Source organism: Bradyrhizobium sp. Pha-3, from assembly GCF_042258615.1.
Lineage (GTDB): Bacteria > Pseudomonadota > Alphaproteobacteria > Rhizobiales > Xanthobacteraceae > Bradyrhizobium.
Map to the genome: position 1 here is coordinate 867,534 of NZ_CP170152.1, position 20,642 is coordinate 888,175.

The window sequence follows — 20,642 nt, forward strand, 5'->3', positions numbered from 1 at the left end:
CACGCACCGTAGCATCCCTCTCGTTGATGGGGATGGAGTCCCCCGATAACCGCCGCAAGGCTGATGACTCCTACCGGGCGCGACAGCGTCGGTAGGAGCATGCGCCACCGCCGACCCGCTGCGCGCCCCGCGAACGAGAAGGGGCAGAGCATGATGGGTCTTCCTGGTTCACTCTCAATCGCATTGTCGCTGGTCGGGTCGATCTGGCTCGTCGGTGTCGTCGCCCTGTTGGTCGGCGCCCCGGGCGAGCTGGTCGCCGCGACCTTCGTTGTTGGGTTGCTGGCGGGTTTTGCCGAGTGGCGAGCCGGAAAGGTGGAACATTGAACGTTCAATTGTTGGCGGCGGTCGCGATCGGCGGTTCGCTGGGATCGGTCGCGCGCTACCTGGTGGCGATCGGCGCGGGGCGCCTGGTCGGCACCGAATTTCCCTGGAGCACGCTGGTGATCAATATTGTGGGCTCGTTCCTGATCGGCGTCTTCGCGGAGTCCTTCGCGCTGAGCTGGAATGTCAGCCAGGCGGTCCGGGTCTTTCTCACCGTCGGCATCTGCGGCGGCTTCACCACCTTCTCGACCTTTTCGCTCGATGCGATCGTGCTGATGCAGCGGGGCGAGGTCTGGCCTGCCGCTGCCTACATCGCGGCCTCCGTCGCGCTCTCGATTCTCGCGCTGTTCGGCGGCCTGCTGCTGGTGCGGGCGCTCGCGAGTTAATTGTCAGCTACGCGCCCACCCTTCCCGTCATCCTGAGGAGCGCGGAACGCGCGTCTCGAAGGATGCACGGCCCGGCTGGTGGCCGTCGACCCTTCGAGACGCCGCTGCGCGGCTCCTCAGGATGACGGGTCGAATAGACGGACGGGTATGCTAGTCGCGCCAAGCACTGATCAGTGGGATGGCGACCGGTGCGTGCCGGTTCGTCGTCTGGTCCGCGCGGGCGCCGTTCCAAAAAAGTGAAGGGCTGGAGGTATCGCCTGCCGCCGGAATCCTTGGCGCGCCCGGGACCAGCCGGTAGGATGGAACCCGGATCGAGGTCAGGGACCAAGGGAGAGACTGGGGGATGAAGCACGTCGACGTCGCGGTGATTGCTGCCACGCTGTGGCTGCTGGCGTCGATGGTGCTGGACATCCTTACGCCGAAGTCGATCACCGCGCTGATGATCGCCGCCGCACTCGCCCCGCCGTTCCTGATCGGGATCGGCATCCATTTCGCACGCGAATATTTCAAGGCGAAGCGGCGCAGCTACCCGCCACCGCGGTTGGACGAACACTTCGAGAACTAAGCGCAACAGGTCTGCAAGACGGGTTGCACTTGCTGCATTGAACTGCGTCGATGGCTTGTTAAGCTCGTGCCATGACCGAGCACCTCCCCGATACGATCAGCCGCCTCTACACCGACCCCGGCGAATACGTCGACAGCGACCATCCCGCCGTCGATGCGTTCGCCCGCGCCGCCGTCCCAGCCGACGCCAGCGCGCGCGACAAAGCGAGCCGGCTCTATACCGCGGTGCGCGACGGCATCCGCTACAACCCCTATGTCAGCATGCGCTCGCCCGAGAGCTACCGGGCCTCGAGCGTGCTCGCCGCCGGCAATGGCTACTGCGTCGGCAAGGCGGCGCTCTATGCCGCGGCCTGCCGGGTCCACGGCATCCCGGCCCGGGTCGGCTTTGCCGACGTCCGCAACCATCTCACCACCGAGAAGCTGCGCCAGAGCATGGGCTCGGACCTGTTCACCTGGCACGGCTTCACCGAAGTGTTCGTCGACGGCGCCTGGCGCAAGGCGACCCCGACCTTCAACGATACACTGTGCGCCAAGCTCGGCGTCAAGCCGCTCGATTTCGACGGCCACTCGGATGCGCTGCTGCATCCGTTCGACGGCGCGGGGCGCGCCTACATGCAATACGTCAACGACCACGGCGTCTATCACGACGTCCCCGCCAAATTCCTGATGCGCGAGATGGCGCGCGAATACGCCAACATGCAGGGCGAGGACATGACCGGCCGCGACATGGAGCGCGAGGCGGCGGAGCAATAGCGGGCGGCGTGCTGCGGCAAGCGGCGCGCTGACGGAAGCCGTTTCGGGTGAGCGTGCGCCGGCTGAGGGGGCGCTGTCATGGATGCGGAGCTGCCGAAAGGTCAGGTCGGCCGCCCGGCCACGGGCTGGGAGGACGCGGTCGCGCTGACCGGCTTTATCCTGGTCGCGGTCGGGCAGGCCTCCAACCAGGTGCTGGCGCGCGGCCTTGCCGGCTCGGTGCCGCCGTTCTCGCTGGCCTTCTTCCGCTGGAGCATCATCGCCATTGGGCTTGCGCCGTTCGCGATCGCGGCGATCAGGGACGGCAAGATCCCGCTGGCGCAGAATTTCTGGCCGATCCTCGCGGCGGGCTTCCTCGGCATGTTCCTGTGCGGCGGGCCGGTCTACATCGCGGGCATCACGACTACCGCGATCCATATCGCGCTGATCTTCGCGCTATCGCCGATCATGGTGCTCTTGATCTCGGCCGCGCTCGGCATCGAGCATATCGGTCCGCTGCAATGGCTGGGCACGGCGCTGGCGCTCGCCGGTGCGCTGTTGATCGTCTCGGGCGGCCATCTGGAAAACCTGACGCAATCGAGCGCGGCATGGGGCGATCTCTTGGTGGTGTGCGCGATGCTCGGTTGGTCCGGCTACACGCTGGTGCAATCGCGCGTCGCACCGCGCGCCTCGCTGCTGGCGCGGGTCAGCCTGTTCTCGGCTGCCGGCGCGTTGTGCTCGCTGCCGCCGGCGCTCCAGGAGATGTGGGCGACGCCGGCTGCGGTCTTCAACGCCCGGGCGTTCGAAGCCTATGTCTTCGCCGGCCTCGTCCCGGGCCTGATCGCCTATGCCGGCTTCGCCTGGCTCGGCGCAAGGTTCGGATCGGTGCGGACCTCGCTCGTGCTCTACGTCGCGCCGATTGCGAGCGCGCTGCTGTCCTGGGTCATCCTTGGCGAGCCGCCGAAGCTGATCCACCTGATGGGCGGCTTGCTGATCCTCGGCGGCGTCTGGGCGAGCCTCCGCAAATAGATCCAGCTCCTTCCGGAGTGGAACCTTTTCTGGTCTCGTGCGTTGAATCCAGCGTTGATTCAAGAACTTAGTTGGAGGTCGTATGAATCTTACTCCCCAGCAGCGCAAGGTTCGTAATGAGCAGCGCCAGCAAGACGCGTCGCAGGCGATGAAGGAGCACCTCGCCCACGAGAAGGCGTTCTACGACAACTTCCACCGCCTCAAGGCCGAGCGGCAGGCGCGTGAAGCCGCGCAGTCGCGGAAGCAATCCGCTGCAAAATAAGCGCCGGGAGCCACACCCACCGACCGGATTGTCCGGATCTGACAGACCGAGAAGGAACGAGAGCGAGGGGGCCAGCACGGCACAAGCGAACTCGCACCAATGACGCGATGAAATCTCCAGGCTTATGGAGGACGTCCGATGTATTTTTCCGATCAGAAAACGGTCACTTGCAAATGCGGCGAGCCCTTGAGCGAATTGATGCTCGTCGACGATCAGACGACCGGAATCAAGTTTCATGTCGGTCGTTGCGCGTCATGCCGTGAAGTGACGGTCGTTCGATCCCAGGACATGCCATCAAGCGACAATGCCTGAAGCATATGATCCTCTCGCGCGCGAGAGGATCATTCCTTTGTGCGTGACTTCCAACGCGAGAGGTGAGTGACAGGCTGGCTGACGCATCGTTCGCGGCACGGCCAAAAAAAGAGCAGGGCGCGACCGGCATCACCACGGTCGCGCCCTACGTCGCCGGTCAATGGGGCAGGGGGAATAACCGGCTCTTCCAATGACTCGCAGACCCCCGGACTCGTTCCGCGCGAATCAAAATTTTTTCGTACACGGTTAAGTGATGGCCGGACGCGAGAACCCCACAGGTTTCGCTCGCGTTGTGTCCGTGATCGCCAACGGGAATTTCCATGGGGCGAGGGACATCACCATGTCAAAGATTCAAAAGGGAATTTTCGCTGCGTTGGCGGCTGGACTGACGCTTGGCGCGGTCCAGCTCGCATCCGGTCACGATCTCATTGGCGGACAGCAGGTCACCACCGCCCTGGCGCCGGAGAGCGCGGTCAATCGCGCCGCCAAGACCGACCGTGCCGCGGTTCCGATCACCGGCCTGCCGAGCCGCACGGTTGCGCTGAAGGTCGATCGGCTTCCCGATACGTCGGTCCTGGTCCGTGTTCCCGCGGCGCGGGAAGAGGCCCGCAATCACCCCGCAGCGCCGGCGCGTGCGCGGCCCGGCGACACCCGCAAGGTGGCTTGCGAGCCCGTGGTCAGCGTCCTGACCGAAGTGGCCAAGCTGCTGCAGCCCGGCCGCTGCGTGACCTGAGCACCCCTTGAACGGTGTCATCGCCCGGCTTGACCGGGCGATCCAGTATTCCAGAGACAGTCATTGTTGAGCCGATGAGCCTCGGCGTACTGGATCGCCCGGTCAAGCCGGGCGATGACAGTAGTGCTTGTTGGTGGCTATTCCGCTTCGTCCGGCTCGCTGCTGCTGCCGGCGGCGCTGCGGCTTGCCATCAGGCCGAGCGCGAGGCCGCCGACCGCCAGGATCGGGATCAGCCGCTTCACGCCGATGGCGCGGACGATCTGCAGGCCGGTGGCGATCAATGCGGGGTCGGCCAACATTGTTGCCGCGGCAGATTTCGCGGCCTTTGCCGCCTTCTCGGCGCGCCTCTGCATCTCGCGCTTGCGTGCCATGTAGACGCCGACGGCGATCAGCGTGACGACGAGGAACACCGCAGCGCCGGACAGGCATGCCTCCACCGGACCATAGTGCTGCAGCACGTAGACGAAGGCGGCCGCGCACAGGAAGGCGATGGTGATGAACAGCGCCACCGCGGCGGCGGCCGCGAGCGATGTCAGCCGCAGCGCGCTGCCGGTGGATTGCTTGACGTCATCGATCAGCCGCTGAAACATTGACCAGCCTTGTCCTGAAAAGCCTTGCCCTGGATCTTGCCTTGAATAGCGCATCGACGAACGCGGTGGCGGCGCGCCAGCGCTGCCATCGCGTCCAGAACGGTGGTTTGCGCATGACCTACCGCCGCCAGGTGACGCCGATCAAGAAGCCGAGGCCGAGCGCAAGGCCGACGGTCGCCAGCGGCCGCTGCGTGATCACCTCTTCCAGCGATTCCTCGATCGAGGATGCCGCATCCTGCGCTGCGCCCATCATCGCGCTGCCGCGCTCCGACATGTCGTCGAGCGTCGATTCGGCGTTGGCGCGCGCATCCTTGTAGCGGCGGCGGGCCTGCTTGCCTGCGTTGTTGGCAAACGAGTTGAGCGCGTCGGTGATCTGTTCGGTGAGGGCTGCGATATCGTTCTTCACGGCGGTGACATCCTTTTCGAGGCGTTCGTAGGTCGCGTTATCCGTCATGTTCCTGATCCCAAATGCGCTGTCCGTGCTCGACACCGAAAGCTCCCGGAGCACGTGCGTGTCCGGAGAAAAACGCTTCGCACCATGCAAAGGTTCCAGATGCGAAACCGAGGTTAGTCCTCAGGCAGCTGCGGCGAATTGACCGGCATCAAGTGCTCTTTCACGATCAACGCCACGATCAGCAGCGGTGACGACAGGAAGGCGCCCATCGGGCCCCACAGCCAGGTCCAGAATGCGAGCGCGAGAAAGACCGCGAGCGCATTCAGCGACAGCCTGCGGCCGACGATCGTCGGCGTCACGAAATGTCCTTCCATGAAGGTCACGACGGCAAAGCATGCCGGCGCGATCAGCCCCGCGCCGATGGTCGGCGAGGAGACGATGCCGACCGCGACCAGCACCACGAACATCGCGACCGGGCCGATGATCGGAATGAAGTTCAGTGTCGCGGCGAGCGCGCCGAGCCCGGCCGCGTTGGGCGTGCCCGTCGCCGCGCAGATCGCACCGGTGACGATGCCGACGCCAGCATTGATCATGGTGACGGTCAGCAGATAATTGCCGAGATGGGCCTCGAGCTCGTTGAGGATGCGCAGCGTGCGCAGCCGCGCCGCGCGGTCGCTGAAGGTCATCACCAAGGCGCGGCGCAGATCCTTCCAGCTCGCGATGAACAGGATCAGGGTCGCGATGAACAGCAGGAATTCGGCGAAGGTCGGTGACACGAATTCCAGCGTCGGCTGCACCCATTCGAATTTCGGGAGCTGGAGGTTGGCGAGCGTATCGGGGGCGCCGACCATGCTCTGCAATTCCTGCCACAGCGCGAGCGGCCGGTCGAACACATGCAGCTTCTCCTTCAGGATCGCGCCGAGCTCGGGCAGCCGCGAGCTCCATTCCATGACCGGCGAGGCGATCAGTCCGACCATGAAGCTGACCGCGGCGCCGACCGCGATCACGATCAGCACCGCGCCGAGCGCGCGCGGGATCCGGTAGCGCTCGAGCAGGCTCGCCGCGGGCGACAGCATGGTGCCGACGATGAAGGCCATGGTGATCGGAAGGAAGACGGCGCGCGCCAGATAGAGCACCGCCGCCACGACGATCACCAGCAGCGCGACCAGCGCGAAGGCGACGACCTCGGCGCGGCTGATCACCGGCGGCGTTTCGGCTTTGCTGTCGGGGAGGGGCGTGCCTTCGGGCGCGTTGCCAAGCATACGTTCACCCGGAAAGGCGCGCACCAGACTCCTCCCGAATGGGGACAAATGAATTTCGCGTCAAATTGCGCGTGACAACGGCGTTGCCCTGGCAAAGGTTCCATCGCGCGCTCGTGAGGCGCGGCGGGTTGACAATCGCGACTTCGCGACGATTCGCAGCGGAACTCTTCGGCGATCACGCGCGTTGGTTGGGCATCGCATCACCATGATGCGCATCCCGTCCAGGGGCAGCACATGACACAGCAGTCTCTCTCCAGCCGCCGGCTTGCGTCGCGCGCCGCGCGCACCCTTGCCCGCAATCTTGCCTTCGCCACCGTCCTGCTCGCGACGCCATTCATTGTCGCCAATTCGGCCAGCGCCCAAGTCAGCGCTCAAGTCCGCTCGTCTGCGCTCGGCTATGCGTCGACCCATCCGGGCGGATTCCCCTCCGACGAGGTGATGAACGATCCTTCGGCCGGGGCCACCGGGGACGGCGCGCTGCCGGAGCGGCTGCGCCGCACCACCGTCGCGCTCAACACGTCAGAGGCGCCCGGCACCGTCATCATCGATACCGGCAACACCGCGCTCTATTACGTGCTCGGCGGCGGCCGGGCGATCCGCTACGGCGTCGGCGTCGGCCGCGAAGGGTTCACCTGGGCGGGTACCCAGACCATCAGCCGCAAGGCCGAGTGGCCGGACTGGCATCCGCCGGCCGAGATGATCAAGCGCCAGCCTTATCTGCCGCGCTTCATGGCCGGCGGCCCGGGCAATCCGCTCGGCGCCCGCGCGATGTATCTCGGCTCCAGCGAGTACCGCATCCACGGCACCAACGATCCCTCGACGATCGGCAAGTTCGTGTCGTCGGGCTGCATCCGCCTCACCAACGAGGACGTCTCCGACCTGTTCAGCCGGGTCGATGTCGGCACCAAGGTGGTGGTGCTGCCGAAGAACGCACCGCATCTCGCCGCGCGCGAGCTCGGCCCGCCCACGACGCAGATCTCGGTCCGGCCGGTGCCGGTGCAGCCGCGTCCTGCCGTGATGACGCTGCCTTCCGGCCGTCAGGCGATGAACATCCCGGCGGCTTCCCCGTTGTACTGAAGATTTGCATCATACTGAGGTCGGTGATGGCGAAGCGGCACGTTAGGCGGTGGGCGTTCGGGACGGCGGCATTGCTCGGCCTGTCCCTTGCGCCCGCTGCGCAAGCCCAGGATTTCTTCTCGCAGCTGTTCGGCGGCTTCATGCAGGGCCGCCCGCCGGTGATCCGGATGCCGTTCGATGACGGGCCGGCGCCTGTGCCGCGGGCCGAGCGTCGCGCGCGCTATGATGTCGGCCAGGCCTATTGCGTGCGCACCTGCGACGGCCGCTATTTCCCGCTGGCTGCGACCGGCAACCAGAGCAAGGCGGAAAGCTGCAACAGCTTCTGCCCGGCGAGCGCGACCGAAGTGGTCTATGGCGGCAATATCGACAACGCTGCAACGGACGACGGCAAGCCGTATTCCGAGCTGCCGAACGCATTCCGCTATCGCGACGAGATCGTTTCGGGGTGCACCTGCAACGGCAAGGACCCTGTCGGGCTCGCCGCGGTGAAGATCGAGGACGATCCGACCCTGCGCAAGGGCGACATCGTCGCCGGCAAGGACGGCTTGATGTCGGTCGGCCGCCCGGACCGGCGCGGGGCATCTCTCAACTTCACGCCGGCGCCGGATCGCATCCGCGCCAAGTATCAGCGTGCGCCGGTGCTGGCGCGCGAATAGCGCGGCTCATCAGATAATGCCGACATCGGTTCCCGGTCGGAACCGACCTTCCTGTCGCACGTTAGCCCAGCGCGAACACCACATTCACCGATGCCATCAGGGGGCCCCGCATGATCGTCGGCGTACTCGTCACTTTCCTTGTCATTATTCTCGTTCTTTATCTCATCAACATGCTGCCGCTCGACGGCCGCGCCAAGCAGATCGCGCGCGTCGTCGTCATCATCATCGGCATCGTCTCGCTGCTGAAGTATTTGGCGGTGTTCTAGAACGCGATAGCCAGTACGCGCGGCTCCTCGATTCAAGCACTGCGCTCTCTGGAATACTGGATCACCCGCCTGCGCGGGTGATGACACCGAACTTGCTCGGAATCGCGCCACGGCGTCGTCCCTGCGAAAGCAGGGACCCATAACCACCGATGGCCATTGTTGGGCGAGTGCTGGAACGACGAGTCTCATTCACGACACCCGCCGCGGAGTATGGGTCCCTGCTTTCGCAGGGACGACGATGAGGGTGGGTCGCGTTCAAGTTGTCAAACAGCTTCCCGGTGCCATCATCCACGCATGCATGCGCGGTGATGACCCTGCGAGGGGCGCATGCGTGATTTCGGAATAATAGAAGACTGCCGCTGAGTTGCCCGACGAGTCAAGTTGCCGTATCCGCCGGCCGGCTACTGTGCATGGGGTTGTTTTCGATATTTTGGCAGTGCGCCCCTGTGACGGCGGGCTCACGTGCCCGCAAAAAAGCCCCGGCTCATCGCCGGGGCTTTTGCTTGTCGTTGCGATTGCTCGCGGATCAGCCTGCGGCCTTGGCCTCGCGGCGGCGCGCGGTGAGGATGTATTCGGTGTAGCCGTTCGGCTGCGTACGTCCTTCGAACACGAGGTCGCAGGCCGCCTTGAAGGCGACGCCGTCGAACGCCGGCGCCATCGGCTTGTAGAGGGCATCGCCGGCGTTCTGCTTGTCGACGACGACGGCCATGCGCTTCAGCGATTCCATCACCTGATCCCTGGTGATGACGCCCTGATGCAGCCAGTTCGCCAGATGCTGGCTCGAGATGCGCAGCGTGGCGCGGTCTTCCATCAGACCGACGTCGTGGATGTCGGGCACCTTGGAGCAGCCGACGCCCTGGTCGATCCAGCGCACGACGTAACCCAGGATGCCCTGGCAGTTGTTGTCGATCTCCTGCTTCACGTCGTCCGGCGCCCAGTTCGACTGCGACACCGGAATGGTGAGGATGTCGGAGAGTTTTGCGCGCGGCCCGCCCTTGGTCAGCTCCTGCTGGCGGGCGATCACGTTGACCTGGTGATAGTGCAGCGCATGCAGCGTCGCCGCGGTCGGCGACGGCACCCAGGCGGTGGTGGCGCCGGCCTGCGGGTGGCCGATCTTCTGCGCCAGCATGTCGGCCATCTTGTCGGGCGCCGCCCACATGCCCTTGCCGATCTGGGCGTGGCCGGGCAGGCCGTCGATCAGGCCGTTGTCGACGTTCCAGTCCTCATAGGCCTTGATCCACGGCTGCGCCTTCATGTCGTTCTTGCGGATCATTGGACCTGCTTCCATCGAGGTGTGGATCTCGTCGCCGGTGCGGTCGAGGAAGCCGGTGTTGATGAACATGATGCGCTTGGAGGCGCGCTGAATGCAGGCCTTGAGGTTGACCGTGGTGCGGCGCTCCTCGTCCATGATGCCGACCTTCAGCGTGTTCTCCGGCAGGCCGAGCATCTTCTCGACCTCGGCGAACAGGTCGCAGGTCAGCGTCACCTCGTCGGGGCCGTGCATCTTCGGCTTCACGATATAGGCCGAGCCGGTGCGGCTGTTCTTGACCTTTGAATTGCCCTTGAGGTCGTGGATTGCGAGCAGGCCGGCCACCGCGGCGTCAAGCAGGCCTTCGGGGATTTCCTCGCCCTTGGCGTCAAGCACCGCGTCGGTGAACATGTGGTGGCCGACATTGCGCATCAAGAGCAGGCTGCGGCCGTGCAGCTTCAGCTCGCTGCCGTCGGGCTTCTTGTAGACGCGGTCGGCATTGAGCGAGCGCGTCAGCGTCTTGCCGCCCTTGTCGAAATCGGCCGACAGCGTGCCGTTCATCAGGCCGAGCGTGTTGCGATAGACCAGCACCTTGTCCTCGGCGTCGACGGCGGCGACCGAATCTTCCATGTCGAGAATGGTCGAGACCGCCGACTCCAGGATCATGTCGGCGACGCCGGCCGGATCGTCCTTGCCGATGACGTTGCTGCGGTCGATCTTGACCTCGACATGCATGCCGTTGTTGACGAGCAGGATCGCGGTGGGCTGGGCGGCGTCGCCCAGATAGCCGGCGAACTGGGCGCCGTTCTTCAGCGCCGTCGAATTGCCGCTCTTCAGCTTGACCGAGAGCTGGCCCGCGATCACGCCGTAAGACGTCACGTCGGTGTGGCTTCCGGTCGCGAGCGGCACGGCGGCGTCGAGGAACGCCTTCGCCTTCGCGATCACCTTGTCGCCGCGGGCCTTGTTGTAACCCTTGCCACTCTCGCTCGGATCATGCGGGATCGCGTCGGTGCCGTAGAAGGCGTCGTACAGCGAACCCCAGCGCGCGTTGGCGGCGTTCAGCGCGTAGCGGGCGTTGGTCAGGGGCACCACGAGCTGCGGGCCGCAGATATTGCCGATTTCCTCGTCGACATTCGATGTCTCGACCTTGTGGGTCGCGGGCTCGGGCAGCAGGTAGCCGATGTCCTTCAGGAACGCGGTGTAGGCGTTGAGGTCGAACGCCTTGCCCTTGTTGGCGCGATGCCAGTCGTCGATCTTGGCCTGCAGCGCGTCGCGGACCGCGAGCAGTTCGCGGTTCTTCGGGCCGAGCTTCTGGATGATGGCGGCGAGTCCTGCCCAGAACGCGTCAGGCGCGATCCCAGTTTTCGGCGTCGCCTCGTTGGCGATGAAATCGAACAGGACAGGGGCGATCTTCAATCCATGGGCATCGACACGAGTCATGATGGGCTTTCTCAAAGAAATGGGGCGTTTAGGGGCTGTTTTCGAAAGAAATCAGCAAAAAACGCGCCAAAGGGCGGCGTTCACGGCTCTTTTAGCCCTAAAGCCACGGCTCTGAGAAGGCCCCCTTTCCCCCAGTGCCGCACCGGCAGCGAGCGCGGTCACTGCGCCCTGGTCCGGACCTTGGTGGCGATCAGCAATGCGGCGAGCAATAAGGGAATTGCGCCTGCCACGAACACGGCCGCCGCGCCCATCAAATCGAGCACAAGCCCGCCGCCGGCCGCGCCCATGGTGATGCCGAGGAAGATCGAGGCCACCGTCAGGCCAGGTGAGACCGGACCCGCGCTGTCTCCCACCGCCGTCATGCCCCGCCTTGAGCGGGGCATCCAGTACGCCGCGGCCTCTCGGCTCAAGCGTTGACGTCTCTGGAATACTGGATCGCCCGGTCGAGCCGGGCGATGACACCGAGTGCAGGCTAGATATTCGCCGCGAGGTCGGTCAGTTCGTCGAACAGGATGCCGGTGGTGGCCAGCATCCGCTCGATCTCGTCGGTGGCATCGCTGACCGAGCGGTTCGAAGTGTCGATGGTCAGTTCGTTGCCGGTCGGCGGCTGATAATCGTTGCCGATGCCGGTGAAGCCCTGCAGCGCGCCGGAGCGCGCCTTGGCGTAGTGCCCCTTGGGGTCGCGGGTCTCGCAGACCTCGGCAGGCGTGGCGACATAGATTTCGCGGAACGCGCTGTCGGCGATGCGGCGAGCCGCCGCGCGGTCGGCGGTCGACGGCGACACCGCCGCGACGATGGCGATATGGCCGTTGCGCGCCAGATGGGTCGCGACCTCGGCGAGGCGGCGGATGTTTTCAGCGCGATCCTGCGGCGAGAAGCCGAGGTCGCTGTTCAGCCCGGCGCGGAAGGTGTCGCCATCGAGCAGGATCGGCGAGCCGCCATTGCCGAACAGGCGCCGTTCCAGCGCCCGCGCCAGCGTCGACTTGCCCGAGCCGGGCAGGCCGGTCAGCCAGATCACCGCGCCATTGTGATTGTAGCGCGCCGAGCGCTCGTCCGGCCGCAGCGCGGATTCCACCGGCACGATGTCGATCGGCACCGCAGGCCGGCCGGCATCGACCGACAGCACGAGGCCGCCGCCGGCGATTCGCCCGTTGACCTCGATCACGAGGCGGCCGGTACGCGGATTGTCGGTGTAGGGATCGGTCGCAACCGGCTGCGCCAGCGAGATGTCGATCTCGCCGACATGGTTGCGCGCGATCGCGGTATTCTCTTCGTTGGACAGCGCGCCGGGATCGATCGCCTTTTCGATCGCGACCACGGTGGCGCGGCTCTCCTTGGTGCCGAGCCGGATCAGGATCTGCTCGCCCTTGGTCAGCGGCTTGTCGTGCAGCCAGAAGATCCGCGCGCGGATGCGGCGGGTGTCGCGCGGGCTCTGCCCGCTATGTCCGATGATGTCGCCGCGCTCGAGGAACAGCTCGCGGTCGAGTGTGATGCCGACCGAGCGCCCGGCGCCCTGCGGGCCGTTGACCGACGTCACCGGCCAGCTTTCGACCGTCTTGATCTTGGCGATCTTGCCCGTGGGCATGATGACGATCTCGTCGCCGGCCTTCAGGCTGCCGGATTCGATGCGGCCCGCAACGATGCGGCGATCGTCGAACTTGTAGATCGCCTGCACCGGCAGCCGCAGCGGCAGTTTCGCCAGCGGCGGTGCCGGCTCGAGCGCATCGAGCGCCTCGACCACGGTCGGTCCCTTGTACCATCCGATCCGCGGCGTGTGTTCGGCAACGCCGTCGCCGTCGCGCGCGGAGATCGGGACCACAGCGGTCGGCGTCACGCCGAGACCGATCAGATGCGCGGAAATCTCGTCGCTGATCTCCTTGAAGCGATCGGCACTGAAGTCGACCCGGTCCATCTTGTTGACGACGACCGCGACCTGCTTCACGCCGAGCAGATGCAGGAGATAGCCGTGCCGCCGCGTCTGCGAGCGGACGCCTTCCAGCGCGTCGATGATCAACACCGCGCCGTCGGCCTGCGAGGCGCCGGTGATCATGTTGCGGAGAAATTCGGCGTGGCCGGGCGCGTCGATCAGCACGACGTCGCGCGAGCGGGTGCGGAAGCGGATCTGGGTGGTGTCGATGGTGATGCCCTGGTCGCGCTCGGTCTGCAGCGCGTCGAGCAGGAATGACCATTCGAACGGCATGCCGCGCCGCGCGCTGACCGCCTTCAGCATCTCCAGCTTGCCGTCCGGCAGGCTGCCGGTTTCATGCAGCAGGCGGCCCACCAAAGTGGACTTGCCGTGGTCGACATGGCCGACGATGACGATGCGCACCTGGGGACGGGTGGTGCCGTTGGGGGTCGCCGAGATCGAGGCGGTGGGAAGGATCATGTTCATCAGAGCACTCGCGCCAAACTGGGATCAGAGATAGCCGGCGACGCGCAGTCGCTCGAACGCATCCTCGGTTTCGTGATCGAGTGCGCGGCCGGCGCGCTCCGGGATCTTGGTGTTCTCGAGCTCATCCAGGATTTCATCGATGCTGGATGCGGTCGAAGCCACCGGGTTGGTGATGTCCTGATCCCCCAGCGAGCGATAGCGCCTGCCGTCCTTGGCGAGATAGAGCGGGATGATCGGAATGCCTTCGCGCTTGGTGTAGGCCCAGATGTCGGCTTCGGTCCAATGCAGGATCGGATGGATGCGCAGATGCGCGCCTTGCGGCGGCGAGGCGTTGAAGTGATCCCAGAATTCCGGCGGCTGGTCGCGCACGTCCCATTCGCCTTCGAGGCCGCGCGGCGAGAACACGCGCTCCTTGGCGCGCGTTGCCTCTTCGTCGCGGCGGATGCCGGCGATCAAGCCGTCAAAGCCGAATTTATTGAGCGCGAGCTTCAGGCCCTCGGTCTTGCGCGCGGCGGAGCGCGCGGCCGGCGGCAGGGTCGGGTCGACGCTGTCGATCGGCGGGCAGGGCTCGACGCGCAGGTCGAGGTCCCATTCCTTGCCGAAGCGATCGCGGAACGCGTACATCTCCGGAAACTTCTTGCCGGTGTCGACATGCAGCGCCGGGAACGGGACGCGGCCGAAGAACGCCTTGCGCGCCAGCCAGATCATCACATTGGAGTCTTTGCCGAGCGACCACAGCAGCGCGAGTTTCTTCAGCCGGGCGAACGCCTCGCGCAGAATGTAGATGCTCTGCGCCTCCAGCTCATCGAGATGATCCATGGTCGGGGGGGCCTGATGGGCCAAAATTCCCGGCACGGAAGATGCTTTACCAAGGACTGCGGAACGCGTTTCGGCAGCGGCGGATTCGTTGTCGAGAAGATGCATCTCTTGGCCTTGGCCTGTGGAGTTGAAAATTCTAAAGTTGCGCTGCAATAGAGAAGAAATAATTTTCTCTTTGCTGGGCTTGATCGAGAGATAAATAGAAAATAATTTCAGTCAACCCCCAAATTGGGGAAGCGAGTGTCTGATGCGATATCTGCCGGTGTTTCTGGATCTGCAAAGCGGCAAGGTGCTGCTCGTTGGAGCGGGCGAGCTCGTTCGCGCCAAGTTGCGGCTGCTCGCAGCCGCCGGCGCCGCGGTTCGCTGGTACGCGACCGACGGTGATTATGATTTCGCGGGTATCGCGGCGGAGGATGTCGCGCGCATCGAGCGCGCCGAAGGCGATCCGCTGGCGGCCGATCTTTCCGATGTCATCGCCGTGCTTTGCGCCGGCGCAGGTGACATTGGTGTTGCGTTGTCGGTGCGCGCCAAGGCGATTGGCCTGCCGGTCAACGTGATGGACGACCTCGTGCACTCCACCTTCATCATGCCAGCGATCGTCGATCGCGGCGATGTCGTGGTCGCGGTCGGAACCGGCGGCACGTCGCCGGTCGTGGCGCGGCGCATCCGCGAGAAGATCGAAGCCGTGCTGCCGGCGCGGATCGGCGATCTCGCCGGCTTCATCGGCCGCTTCCGCAAACCGATGCATGCGCGGATTGAAGAGTTTCCGCTGCGCCGCCGCTTCTGGGAGCGCATCGTCGACGGCCCGATCGGCGCGCTGGTGTTGGCGGGCCGTCAGGACGAAGCCGAGCGGGCGCTGAATGCGATCGGCGATCCTGCCGCATTCGCCGGCGCTGATAATGAAGGCAAGGCTGTCGGTCATGTGACGCTGGTCGGCGCTGGTCCCGGCGATCCCGATCTGCTGACCGTGAAGGCGCTGCGCGCGCTGCAGGACGCCGACGTCGTGTTCTATGACGAATTGGTGTCACCGGAAATTCTCGACCGCATCCGGCGCGATGCTGCGCGGATCCCGGTTGGCCGTCGCGTCGGCAAGCCCGGCATCGGCCAGGACGCCATCAACCGGCTCATGATCGAGGCGGCGCAGGCGGGCCAGCGCGCGGTGCGGCTGAAGGGCGGCGACCCCTTCATCTTCGGCCGCGGCGGCGAGGAGATCGAGGCGCTGCGCGATGCCGGCGTTGCTTACTCCATTATTCCCGGTGTCTCCGCCGGCCTCGGCGCGGCCGCGCAATTCGAGGTGCCGCTGACCTTCCGGCATGAGGCGCTGCGCATCACCTTCCTCACGGCGCACAAGGCGCGCGATGCCGAGGTCGTCGACTGGTCGGTGCTGACGGACAAGAAGATGACCGTCGTCGTCTACATGGGCATGACCGCCGCGCCCGCGATTCGCGAAGGCATGCTCGCCGCGGGCCGCTCGCCGGAGACGCCGGTCGGCGTGTTCGCGCGCGTCACGCGGCCCGACGCCAAGGCCGCGGTCGGCACGCTGTCGCGGCTGCCGGAGCTGGTCAAGCAAGTCGATGGCGGTCCCGCCGTCCTCATCATCGGCGACGTGGTCGCGCATTCCGCGCCCTGGAGCCGATCCAACGTCACCCAACTGTTCTCCAACCAGATCTTCTCCGAACTGCTGAAAGCTGCCGAATGACCTCTCCGCTCGAACAGAAGAAAATCAGGATCACCGGCCCCTCGGTGGTGACCGCCAACCGCACCTGGGATGGCGCCGTCGTGTACCGAACCGCCAAGCAAGGCTGGTCCACCGAACTCGCCGATTCCGCCGTCGTCAGCACCTCTGACGACGCCCGCGCGCTGCTGGCCGAGGCCACCGCCGACGACGTCGGCGCGGTCGGTCCCTATATCGCGCCGGTCGAGCTCAAGGATGGCGGCAAGGTCAGGCCGGGCAATCTCCGCGAACATATCCGCGCCAAGGGCGTCACCATCGATCTCCAGGTCCCCGCGTAAGGCGCCCCGGCGTAAGGCTCATCGAACATGTATGCTTATGACGAACTCGACCGCACGCTGATCAACGAGCGTGTTTCGGAATTCCGCGACCAGGTGAAGCGCCGCCTTTCCGGCGAACTCACCGAGGACGAATTCAAGATCCTGCGCCTGCAGAACGGCGTGTACCTGCAGCTGCACGCCTACATGTTCCGCGTCGCCATCCCCTACGGCACGCTGTCGTCGAAGCAGTTGCGCCGGCTCGCCCATGTCGCGCGCCGCTACGACCGCGGCTATGGCCACTTCACCACACGGCAGAACATCCAGTTCAACTGGATCAAGCTCGCCGAGCTGCCCGATGCGCTCGCCGATCTCGCCGAAGTCGGCATCCATGCGATGCAGACCTCCGGCAACAACATGCGCAACGTCACCTCGGACCAGTGGGCCGGCGTCGCGCCGGGCGAGATCGAGGATCCGCGCATCTGGTCGGAGCTGATCCGACAGCACACCACGCTGCATCCGGAATTCTCGTTCCTGCCGCGCAAGTTCAAGATCGCGATCACCGCCGCCGAACACGACCGCGCGGCGATCAAGATCCACGACATCGGGCTGCGCCTGCACAAGAACGCCGACGGCGAGACCGGCTTCGAGGTGCTGGTTGGCGGCGGCCTCGGCCGCACCCCGTTCATCGCCAAGACCATCAAGCCTTTCGTCCCCGGCCGCGATATCCTCAGCTACATCGAGGCGATCCTGCGGGTCTACAACCAGTACGGCCGCCGCGACAACATCTACAAGGCGCGCATCAAGATCCTGGTGCACGAGCTCGGCATCGAGAAGTTCGCCAAGGAAGTCGAGGAGGAGTGTAAGGCGATGGGCGATGTCGGGCTGACGCTCGATCACACCGCCATCGAGGAGGTCCGCTCGCGCTTCTCCTACCCGGCCTACGAAAAGCTGCCGCACATGCCGGACGAGCTGAAGCAGGCCGCGCATGACAAGCTGTTCGAGCGCTGGCGCAAGAACTCGGTCGCGCCGCACAAGGTGCAGGGCTATTCGATCGTGACGCTGTCGCTGAAGCCGGTCGGCGGCCCGCCCGGTGACGCCACCGCCGAGCAGATGGACGCGGTCGCCGACCTCGCCGACAAATATTCGTTCGGCGAGATCCGCGTCGGCCACGAGCAGAACCTGGCGCTGCCGCACGTCGCCAAGCGCGACCTGCCGGTGCTGTTCAAGGCGCTCGACCGCCTCGGCCTCGCGACGCCGAACGTCAATTTGGTGACCGACATCATCGCCTGCCCGGGGCTGGATTATTGCTCGCTGGCCAATGCGCGCTCGATCCCGATCGCGCAGGAGCTGACGCGGCGCTTCGCCAACCACGACACCGCCGACCTGATCGGCCGGCTGCACATCAACATCTCCGGCTGCATCAATGCCTGCGGCCATCACCATGTCGGCCACATCGGCATTCTCGGCGTCGAGAAGAACGGTGAAGAGTTCTACCAGATCACGATCGGCGGCCGCGCCGACGAGAACGCGCAGTTGGGTACTCTGATCGGCCCGGCCGTTCCCTATGCGGAAGTCGCCGACGTGATCGAAGACATTGTCGAAGCCTATCTCGCGCTGCGCGACCGTCCCGAGGAATTGTTCGTCGATACGGTGAAGCGTCTGGGCGTCGAGCCTATCAGGGAGCGCGTCTATGCCACTCGTTAAGCAGGGAAGACTGACCACCGATCTGTTCGTGCATGTCGCCGACGGCGCCGAGCTGCCGGGCGACGGCGCGGTGCTGGTGAGCGCCGAGCGCTTTCTCGCCGATCCGGAAGCGCTGCTGCGCCGCCCCGGCAAGCTGGGGGTGATCTGGCCGAACAACCGCAACCTCGACGAACTGGTGTCGCATCTCGATCGGCTGGCCTCGGTCGCGCTGGTGTTTCCGACCTTCCGCGACGGCCGCGCCTACAGCCAGGCGCGCCTGCTGCGCGAGCGCTACGGCTATGACGGCGAGCTGCGCGCCACCGGCCAGATCCTGCGCGACCAGTTCGTTTTCATGACGCGCGCCGGCTTCGACGCTTTCGAGGTGAAGAAGGATGCCGACGCCGACGCGTTCGCGCAGACCATGAAGCGCTATTCGGTGTTCTACCAGCCGACCGGCGACGGCCGCGTCACCGCACTCAACCGCCGCATGCAGCTGCGTCACTCGGAGAGCGCCGGCCAGTGAGCATGCTTGCACCAGAGTTGGCAGTGGGATCAGCCGCGTTGCCTCCGGCGGATGCGCTCGATCGCGCGCTGCGCAAAGCATCCCCCGCCGAGGTGATCGCTGCCGCATTGGAGACGGTCGGCCGCGAGAAGCTGGCGCTGGTGTCGTCGTTCGGCACCGAGTCCGCCGCGCTGCTCAAGGTGATGGCGGACGTCGATCCGGCGATCCCGGTGGTCTTCCTCGACACCGGCTGGCTGTTCGAGGAGACGCTGGCTTATCGTGATACGCTGATCAAGACGCTCGGCCTCACCGATGTGCGGTCGATCAAGCCCGATGAGCAGGCGCTGTCGCGCCAGGACCCGGACCGCGAATTATGGTTCAGCGATCCCGACGCCTGCTGCCGCATCCGCAAGGTGGAGCCTTTGGCGCGCGCGTTGAAGCCGTTCGCCGGCTGGATCAACGGCCGCAAGCGTTTCCAGGGCGGTGCCCGCGCCGATATCCCCGTCGTCGAGGACGACGGCGTCAGGCTGAAATTCAATCCGTTCGCCAATGTCTCGCGCGAGGAGATCGAGGCGATCTACACGCTCGGCAAGCTGCCGCCGCATCCACTTGTCGCATCGGGATATCAGTCGGTCGGGTGTATGCCTTGCTCGAGCCGGGCCGCAGCCGGCGAGGATGCCCGCGACGGCCGCTGGCGTGGCCGGGCGAAGACGGAATGCGGCATCCATACGACGGAGATGTCGTAGGGCGCCGGGGCTCGATCACGATGACGCTTCAATCGCGATCGGGCGACGCGACAAAGCCTTCGCAGCGCGGCGGCTTCGTAGCACAAGCGCGCTGCGCCGCTGAAAACAAAGAAAACCGGTTTCGTTGACTTAAGGCCACTTCACCGTGAGTTATGTCCTGCGTGTTCCCTGACATTCTCAGGTTGAATGGAGACAGAAATGATCCGTCGCATGCTGCCGCTGGTCGCGGGATTGTTGTGGGCGAGCTCGGCCTTCGCGGCCGACTATTCGCTGCTCAACGTGTCCTACGATCCGACGCGCGAGCTCTATGTCGATTTCAACAAGGCGTTCGCTGCGGCCTATCAGAAGGAAACCGGCAAGAGCGTCGAGATCAAGCAGTCGCATGGTGGCTCGGGCTCGCAGGCGCGCTCGGTGATCGACGGATTGCAGGCCGATATCGTCACGCTGGCGCTGGCCTATGACATCGATGCGATCGCGGGCAAGGGCCTCATTGCCACCGACTGGCAGAAGCGGCTGCCGCTCAACGCCTCGCCCTATACCTCGACCATCGTGTTCCTGGTCCGCAAGGGCAATCCCAAGGGCATCAAGGATTGGGACGATTTGATCAAGCCCGGCGTTGCCGTGATCACGCCGAACCCGAAGACCTCGGGCGGTGCGCGCTGGAACTATCTCGCCGCCTGGGGCTACGCGCAGAAGAAGTTCGGCTCGGCCGACAAGGCGAAGAAGTTCGTCGCCGATCTCTATCAGAACGTTCCGGTGCTCGACACCGGCGCGCGCGGTTCGACCGTGACCTTCGTCGAGCGCGGTGTCGGCGACGTGCTGCTCGCGTGGGAGAACGAAGCTTTCCTCGCGCTGCGCGAATTCGGGCCGGACAAGTTCGAGATCGTGGCCCCGGCGCAGTCGATCCTGGCCGAGCCGCCGGTCACCGTCGTTGATACGGTTGCTGACAAGAAGGGCACCCGGGCCGTCGCCGAAGCCTATCTGAAGTACTGGTACACCAAGGAAGGCCAGGAGATCGCCGCGCGCAACTCCTACCGGCCGCGCGATCCCGAGATTGCCAAGGAGTACGAAAAATCCTTCGCCAAGGTTGAACTTTTCACCATCGACGACGTTTTCGGTGGTTGGACCAAGGCGCAGAAGGAGCACTTCGCCGAGGGCGGCATCTTCGATCAGATCTACAAGAACTGATCGAGATATCAGGGGGATATGTGAGCACAGCGGTTGCAAGGCGCAGTACC

23 protein-coding genes and 1 riboswitch are annotated in these 20,642 nt (G+C 65.2%); of the genes, 15 read left to right on the forward strand and 8 right to left on the reverse strand.

The annotated features are described in order from the left end of the window. Positions 1-19 precede the first annotated feature (19 nt). Positions 20-80: riboswitch (Fluoride riboswitch) on the forward strand. Between the two features lie 70 nt (positions 81-150). From ACE10Z_RS04070 to ACE10Z_RS04090, 5 genes are all read left to right on the forward strand, one after another. Continuing rightward, a complete protein-coding gene (locus tag ACE10Z_RS04070) occupies positions 151-324 on the forward strand; it encodes a hypothetical protein (protein ID WP_375786785.1) in 174 nt (57 codons plus the stop codon). 11 nt (positions 325-335) lie between these two features. After that, positions 336-707, forward strand: a complete 372-nt coding sequence (crcB, locus tag ACE10Z_RS04075) for a fluoride efflux transporter CrcB (RefSeq protein ID WP_375786786.1) — start codon at positions 336-338, stop codon at positions 705-707. Between the two features lie 343 nt (positions 708-1,050). Continuing rightward, on the forward strand, positions 1,051-1,272 hold the full coding sequence (locus tag ACE10Z_RS04080) for a hypothetical protein (protein WP_097673775.1): 222 nt from the start codon (positions 1,051-1,053) through the stop codon (positions 1,270-1,272). 71 nt (positions 1,273-1,343) lie between these two features. Continuing rightward, positions 1,344-2,024, forward strand: coding sequence for a transglutaminase family protein (locus tag ACE10Z_RS04085; protein ID WP_375786787.1), 681 nt, complete (start codon positions 1,344-1,346; stop codon positions 2,022-2,024). Positions 2,025-2,102: 78 nt separating this feature from the next. After that, on the forward strand, positions 2,103-3,029 hold the full coding sequence (locus ACE10Z_RS04090; RefSeq protein WP_375786788.1) for a DMT family transporter: 927 nt from the start codon (positions 2,103-2,105) through the stop codon (positions 3,027-3,029). 67 nt (positions 3,030-3,096) lie between these two features. On the opposite strand, the gene ACE10Z_RS04095 is transcribed toward ACE10Z_RS04090, so the two are convergent. After that, positions 3,097-3,528 carry a hypothetical protein gene (locus tag ACE10Z_RS04095; RefSeq protein WP_375786789.1) on the reverse strand — a complete coding sequence of 144 codons (432 nt, stop codon included), beginning with the start codon at positions 3,526-3,528 and terminating at the stop codon, positions 3,097-3,099. A 415-nt stretch (positions 3,529-3,943) separates the two neighbouring features. Here ACE10Z_RS04095 and ACE10Z_RS04100 point away from each other — a divergent pair, with 415 nt between their 5' ends. Then, on the forward strand, positions 3,944-4,336 hold the full coding sequence (locus ACE10Z_RS04100) for a hypothetical protein (RefSeq protein WP_375786790.1): 393 nt from the start codon (positions 3,944-3,946) through the stop codon (positions 4,334-4,336). Positions 4,337-4,473: 137 nt separating this feature from the next. Here the strand turns inward: ACE10Z_RS04100 and ACE10Z_RS04105 are convergent, their stop codons facing one another. From ACE10Z_RS04105 to ACE10Z_RS04115, 3 genes are all read right to left on the reverse strand, one after another. Continuing rightward, a complete protein-coding gene (locus ACE10Z_RS04105) occupies positions 4,474-4,926 on the reverse strand; it encodes a hypothetical protein (RefSeq protein ID WP_375786791.1) in 453 nt (150 codons plus the stop codon). Between the two features lie 118 nt (positions 4,927-5,044). Then, positions 5,045-5,380: a YqjD family protein gene (locus ACE10Z_RS04110; RefSeq protein WP_375786792.1), complete on the reverse strand. Its 336-nt coding sequence runs from the start codon at positions 5,378-5,380 to the stop codon at positions 5,045-5,047. Positions 5,381-5,493: 113 nt separating this feature from the next. Continuing rightward, positions 5,494-6,606, reverse strand: a complete 1,113-nt coding sequence (locus ACE10Z_RS04115) for an AI-2E family transporter (protein ID WP_375786793.1) — start codon at positions 6,604-6,606, stop codon at positions 5,494-5,496. 210 nt (positions 6,607-6,816) lie between these two features. Between ACE10Z_RS04115 and ACE10Z_RS04120 the strand changes: the two genes are divergently transcribed. From ACE10Z_RS04120 to ACE10Z_RS04130, 3 genes are all read left to right on the forward strand, one after another. Continuing rightward, on the forward strand, positions 6,817-7,659 hold the full coding sequence (locus ACE10Z_RS04120) for a L,D-transpeptidase (RefSeq protein ID WP_375786794.1): 843 nt from the start codon (positions 6,817-6,819) through the stop codon (positions 7,657-7,659). A 26-nt stretch (positions 7,660-7,685) separates the two neighbouring features. Further along, on the forward strand, positions 7,686-8,315 hold the full coding sequence (locus tag ACE10Z_RS04125) for a DUF2865 domain-containing protein (RefSeq protein ID WP_375786795.1): 630 nt from the start codon (positions 7,686-7,688) through the stop codon (positions 8,313-8,315). Positions 8,316-8,425: 110 nt separating this feature from the next. Further along, on the forward strand, positions 8,426-8,581 hold the full coding sequence (locus ACE10Z_RS04130) for a Thivi_2564 family membrane protein (protein ID WP_375786796.1): 156 nt from the start codon (positions 8,426-8,428) through the stop codon (positions 8,579-8,581). 526 nt (positions 8,582-9,107) lie between these two features. Here the strand turns inward: ACE10Z_RS04130 and ACE10Z_RS04135 are convergent. The 4 genes from ACE10Z_RS04135 to cysD form a co-directional block, all read right to left on the reverse strand. Beyond that, entirely contained in the window at positions 9,108-11,270 is a 2,163-nt protein-coding gene (locus tag ACE10Z_RS04135; protein ID WP_375786797.1) for a malate synthase G, read from the reverse strand. A gap of 158 nt (positions 11,271-11,428) precedes the next feature. Then, positions 11,429-11,632 carry a hypothetical protein gene (locus ACE10Z_RS04140; RefSeq protein WP_375786798.1) on the reverse strand — a complete coding sequence of 68 codons (204 nt, stop codon included), beginning with the start codon at positions 11,630-11,632 and terminating at the stop codon, positions 11,429-11,431. A gap of 110 nt (positions 11,633-11,742) precedes the next feature. After that, on the reverse strand, positions 11,743-13,662 hold the full coding sequence (cysC, locus tag ACE10Z_RS04145) for an adenylyl-sulfate kinase (protein ID WP_375786799.1): 1,920 nt from the start codon (positions 13,660-13,662) through the stop codon (positions 11,743-11,745). Positions 13,663-13,686: 24 nt separating this feature from the next. Then, a complete protein-coding gene (gene cysD / locus ACE10Z_RS04150; RefSeq protein WP_375786800.1) occupies positions 13,687-14,481 on the reverse strand; it encodes a sulfate adenylyltransferase subunit CysD in 795 nt (264 codons plus the stop codon). A gap of 247 nt (positions 14,482-14,728) precedes the next feature. Between cysD and cysG the strand changes: the two genes are divergently transcribed. The 6 genes from cysG (at position 14,729) to ACE10Z_RS04180 (ending at position 20,592) form a co-directional block, all read left to right on the forward strand. Beyond that, entirely contained in the window at positions 14,729-16,180 is a 1,452-nt protein-coding gene (gene cysG, locus ACE10Z_RS04155; RefSeq protein WP_375786801.1) for a siroheme synthase CysG, read from the forward strand. After that, a complete protein-coding gene (locus tag ACE10Z_RS04160) occupies positions 16,177-16,494 on the forward strand; it encodes a DUF2849 domain-containing protein (protein ID WP_375786802.1) in 318 nt (105 codons plus the stop codon). The genes cysG and ACE10Z_RS04160 overlap by 4 nt, the downstream gene beginning before the upstream one ends. Positions 16,495-16,521: 27 nt before the next feature. Further along, on the forward strand, positions 16,522-18,177 hold the full coding sequence (locus tag ACE10Z_RS04165) for a nitrite/sulfite reductase (protein ID WP_375786803.1): 1,656 nt from the start codon (positions 16,522-16,524) through the stop codon (positions 18,175-18,177). Further along, positions 18,164-18,679 (forward strand): DUF934 domain-containing protein, encoded by a 516-nt coding sequence (locus ACE10Z_RS04170; protein ID WP_375786804.1) that lies wholly within the window; start codon positions 18,164-18,166, stop codon positions 18,677-18,679. The genes ACE10Z_RS04165 and ACE10Z_RS04170 overlap by 14 nt, the downstream gene beginning before the upstream one ends. A 2-nt stretch (positions 18,680-18,681) precedes the next feature. Continuing rightward, positions 18,682-19,404 (forward strand): phosphoadenylyl-sulfate reductase, encoded by a 723-nt coding sequence (locus ACE10Z_RS04175; protein WP_375790099.1) that lies wholly within the window; start codon positions 18,682-18,684, stop codon positions 19,402-19,404. 198 nt (positions 19,405-19,602) lie between these two features. Continuing rightward, positions 19,603-20,592, forward strand: a complete 990-nt coding sequence (locus tag ACE10Z_RS04180; protein WP_375786805.1) for a sulfate ABC transporter substrate-binding protein — start codon at positions 19,603-19,605, stop codon at positions 20,590-20,592. Positions 20,593-20,642: the final 50 nt, after the last annotated feature.

Excerpts from the sequence above, each read along its gene's own strand:
- ACE10Z_RS04110 (WP_375786792.1), bottom strand. The coding sequence starts at position 5,380 with ATGACGGATAACGCGACCTACGAACGCCTCGAAAAGGATGTCACCGCC.
- ACE10Z_RS04105 (WP_375786791.1), bottom strand. The coding sequence starts at position 4,926 with ATGTTTCAGCGGCTGATCGATGACGTCAAGCAATCCACCGGCAGCGCG.
- ACE10Z_RS04120 (WP_375786794.1), top strand. The coding sequence starts at position 6,817 with ATGACACAGCAGTCTCTCTCCAGCCGCCGGCTTGCGTCGCGCGCCGCG.
- ACE10Z_RS04175 (WP_375790099.1), top strand. The coding sequence starts at position 18,682 with ATGCTTGCACCAGAGTTGGCAGTGGGATCAGCCGCGTTGCCTCCGGCG.
- ACE10Z_RS04070 (WP_375786785.1), top strand. The coding sequence starts at position 151 with ATGATGGGTCTTCCTGGTTCACTCTCAATCGCATTGTCGCTGGTCGGG.
- ACE10Z_RS04090 (WP_375786788.1), top strand. The coding sequence starts at position 2,103 with ATGGATGCGGAGCTGCCGAAAGGTCAGGTCGGCCGCCCGGCCACGGGC.
- ACE10Z_RS04135 (WP_375786797.1), bottom strand. The coding sequence starts at position 11,270 with ATGACTCGTGTCGATGCCCATGGATTGAAGATCGCCCCTGTCCTGTTC.
- ACE10Z_RS04170 (WP_375786804.1), top strand. The coding sequence starts at position 18,164 with ATGCCACTCGTTAAGCAGGGAAGACTGACCACCGATCTGTTCGTGCAT.
- ACE10Z_RS04140 (WP_375786798.1), bottom strand. The coding sequence starts at position 11,632 with ATGACGGCGGTGGGAGACAGCGCGGGTCCGGTCTCACCTGGCCTGACG.
- ACE10Z_RS04160 (WP_375786802.1), top strand. The coding sequence starts at position 16,177 with ATGACCTCTCCGCTCGAACAGAAGAAAATCAGGATCACCGGCCCCTCG.
- ACE10Z_RS04085 (WP_375786787.1), top strand. The coding sequence starts at position 1,344 with ATGACCGAGCACCTCCCCGATACGATCAGCCGCCTCTACACCGACCCC.
- ACE10Z_RS04080 (WP_097673775.1), top strand. The coding sequence starts at position 1,051 with ATGAAGCACGTCGACGTCGCGGTGATTGCTGCCACGCTGTGGCTGCTG.
- cysG (WP_375786801.1), top strand. The coding sequence starts at position 14,729 with ATGCGATATCTGCCGGTGTTTCTGGATCTGCAAAGCGGCAAGGTGCTG.
- cysC (WP_375786799.1), bottom strand. The coding sequence starts at position 13,662 with ATGAACATGATCCTTCCCACCGCCTCGATCTCGGCGACCCCCAACGGC.
- ACE10Z_RS04125 (WP_375786795.1), top strand. The coding sequence starts at position 7,686 with ATGGCGAAGCGGCACGTTAGGCGGTGGGCGTTCGGGACGGCGGCATTG.
- ACE10Z_RS04130 (WP_375786796.1), top strand. The coding sequence starts at position 8,426 with ATGATCGTCGGCGTACTCGTCACTTTCCTTGTCATTATTCTCGTTCTT.
- ACE10Z_RS04165 (WP_375786803.1), top strand. The coding sequence starts at position 16,522 with ATGTATGCTTATGACGAACTCGACCGCACGCTGATCAACGAGCGTGTT.
- ACE10Z_RS04180 (WP_375786805.1), top strand. The coding sequence starts at position 19,603 with ATGATCCGTCGCATGCTGCCGCTGGTCGCGGGATTGTTGTGGGCGAGC.
- ACE10Z_RS04095 (WP_375786789.1), bottom strand. The coding sequence starts at position 3,528 with ATGAAACTTGATTCCGGTCGTCTGATCGTCGACGAGCATCAATTCGCT.
- ACE10Z_RS04100 (WP_375786790.1), top strand. The coding sequence starts at position 3,944 with ATGTCAAAGATTCAAAAGGGAATTTTCGCTGCGTTGGCGGCTGGACTG.
- cysD (WP_375786800.1), bottom strand. The coding sequence starts at position 14,481 with ATGGATCATCTCGATGAGCTGGAGGCGCAGAGCATCTACATTCTGCGC.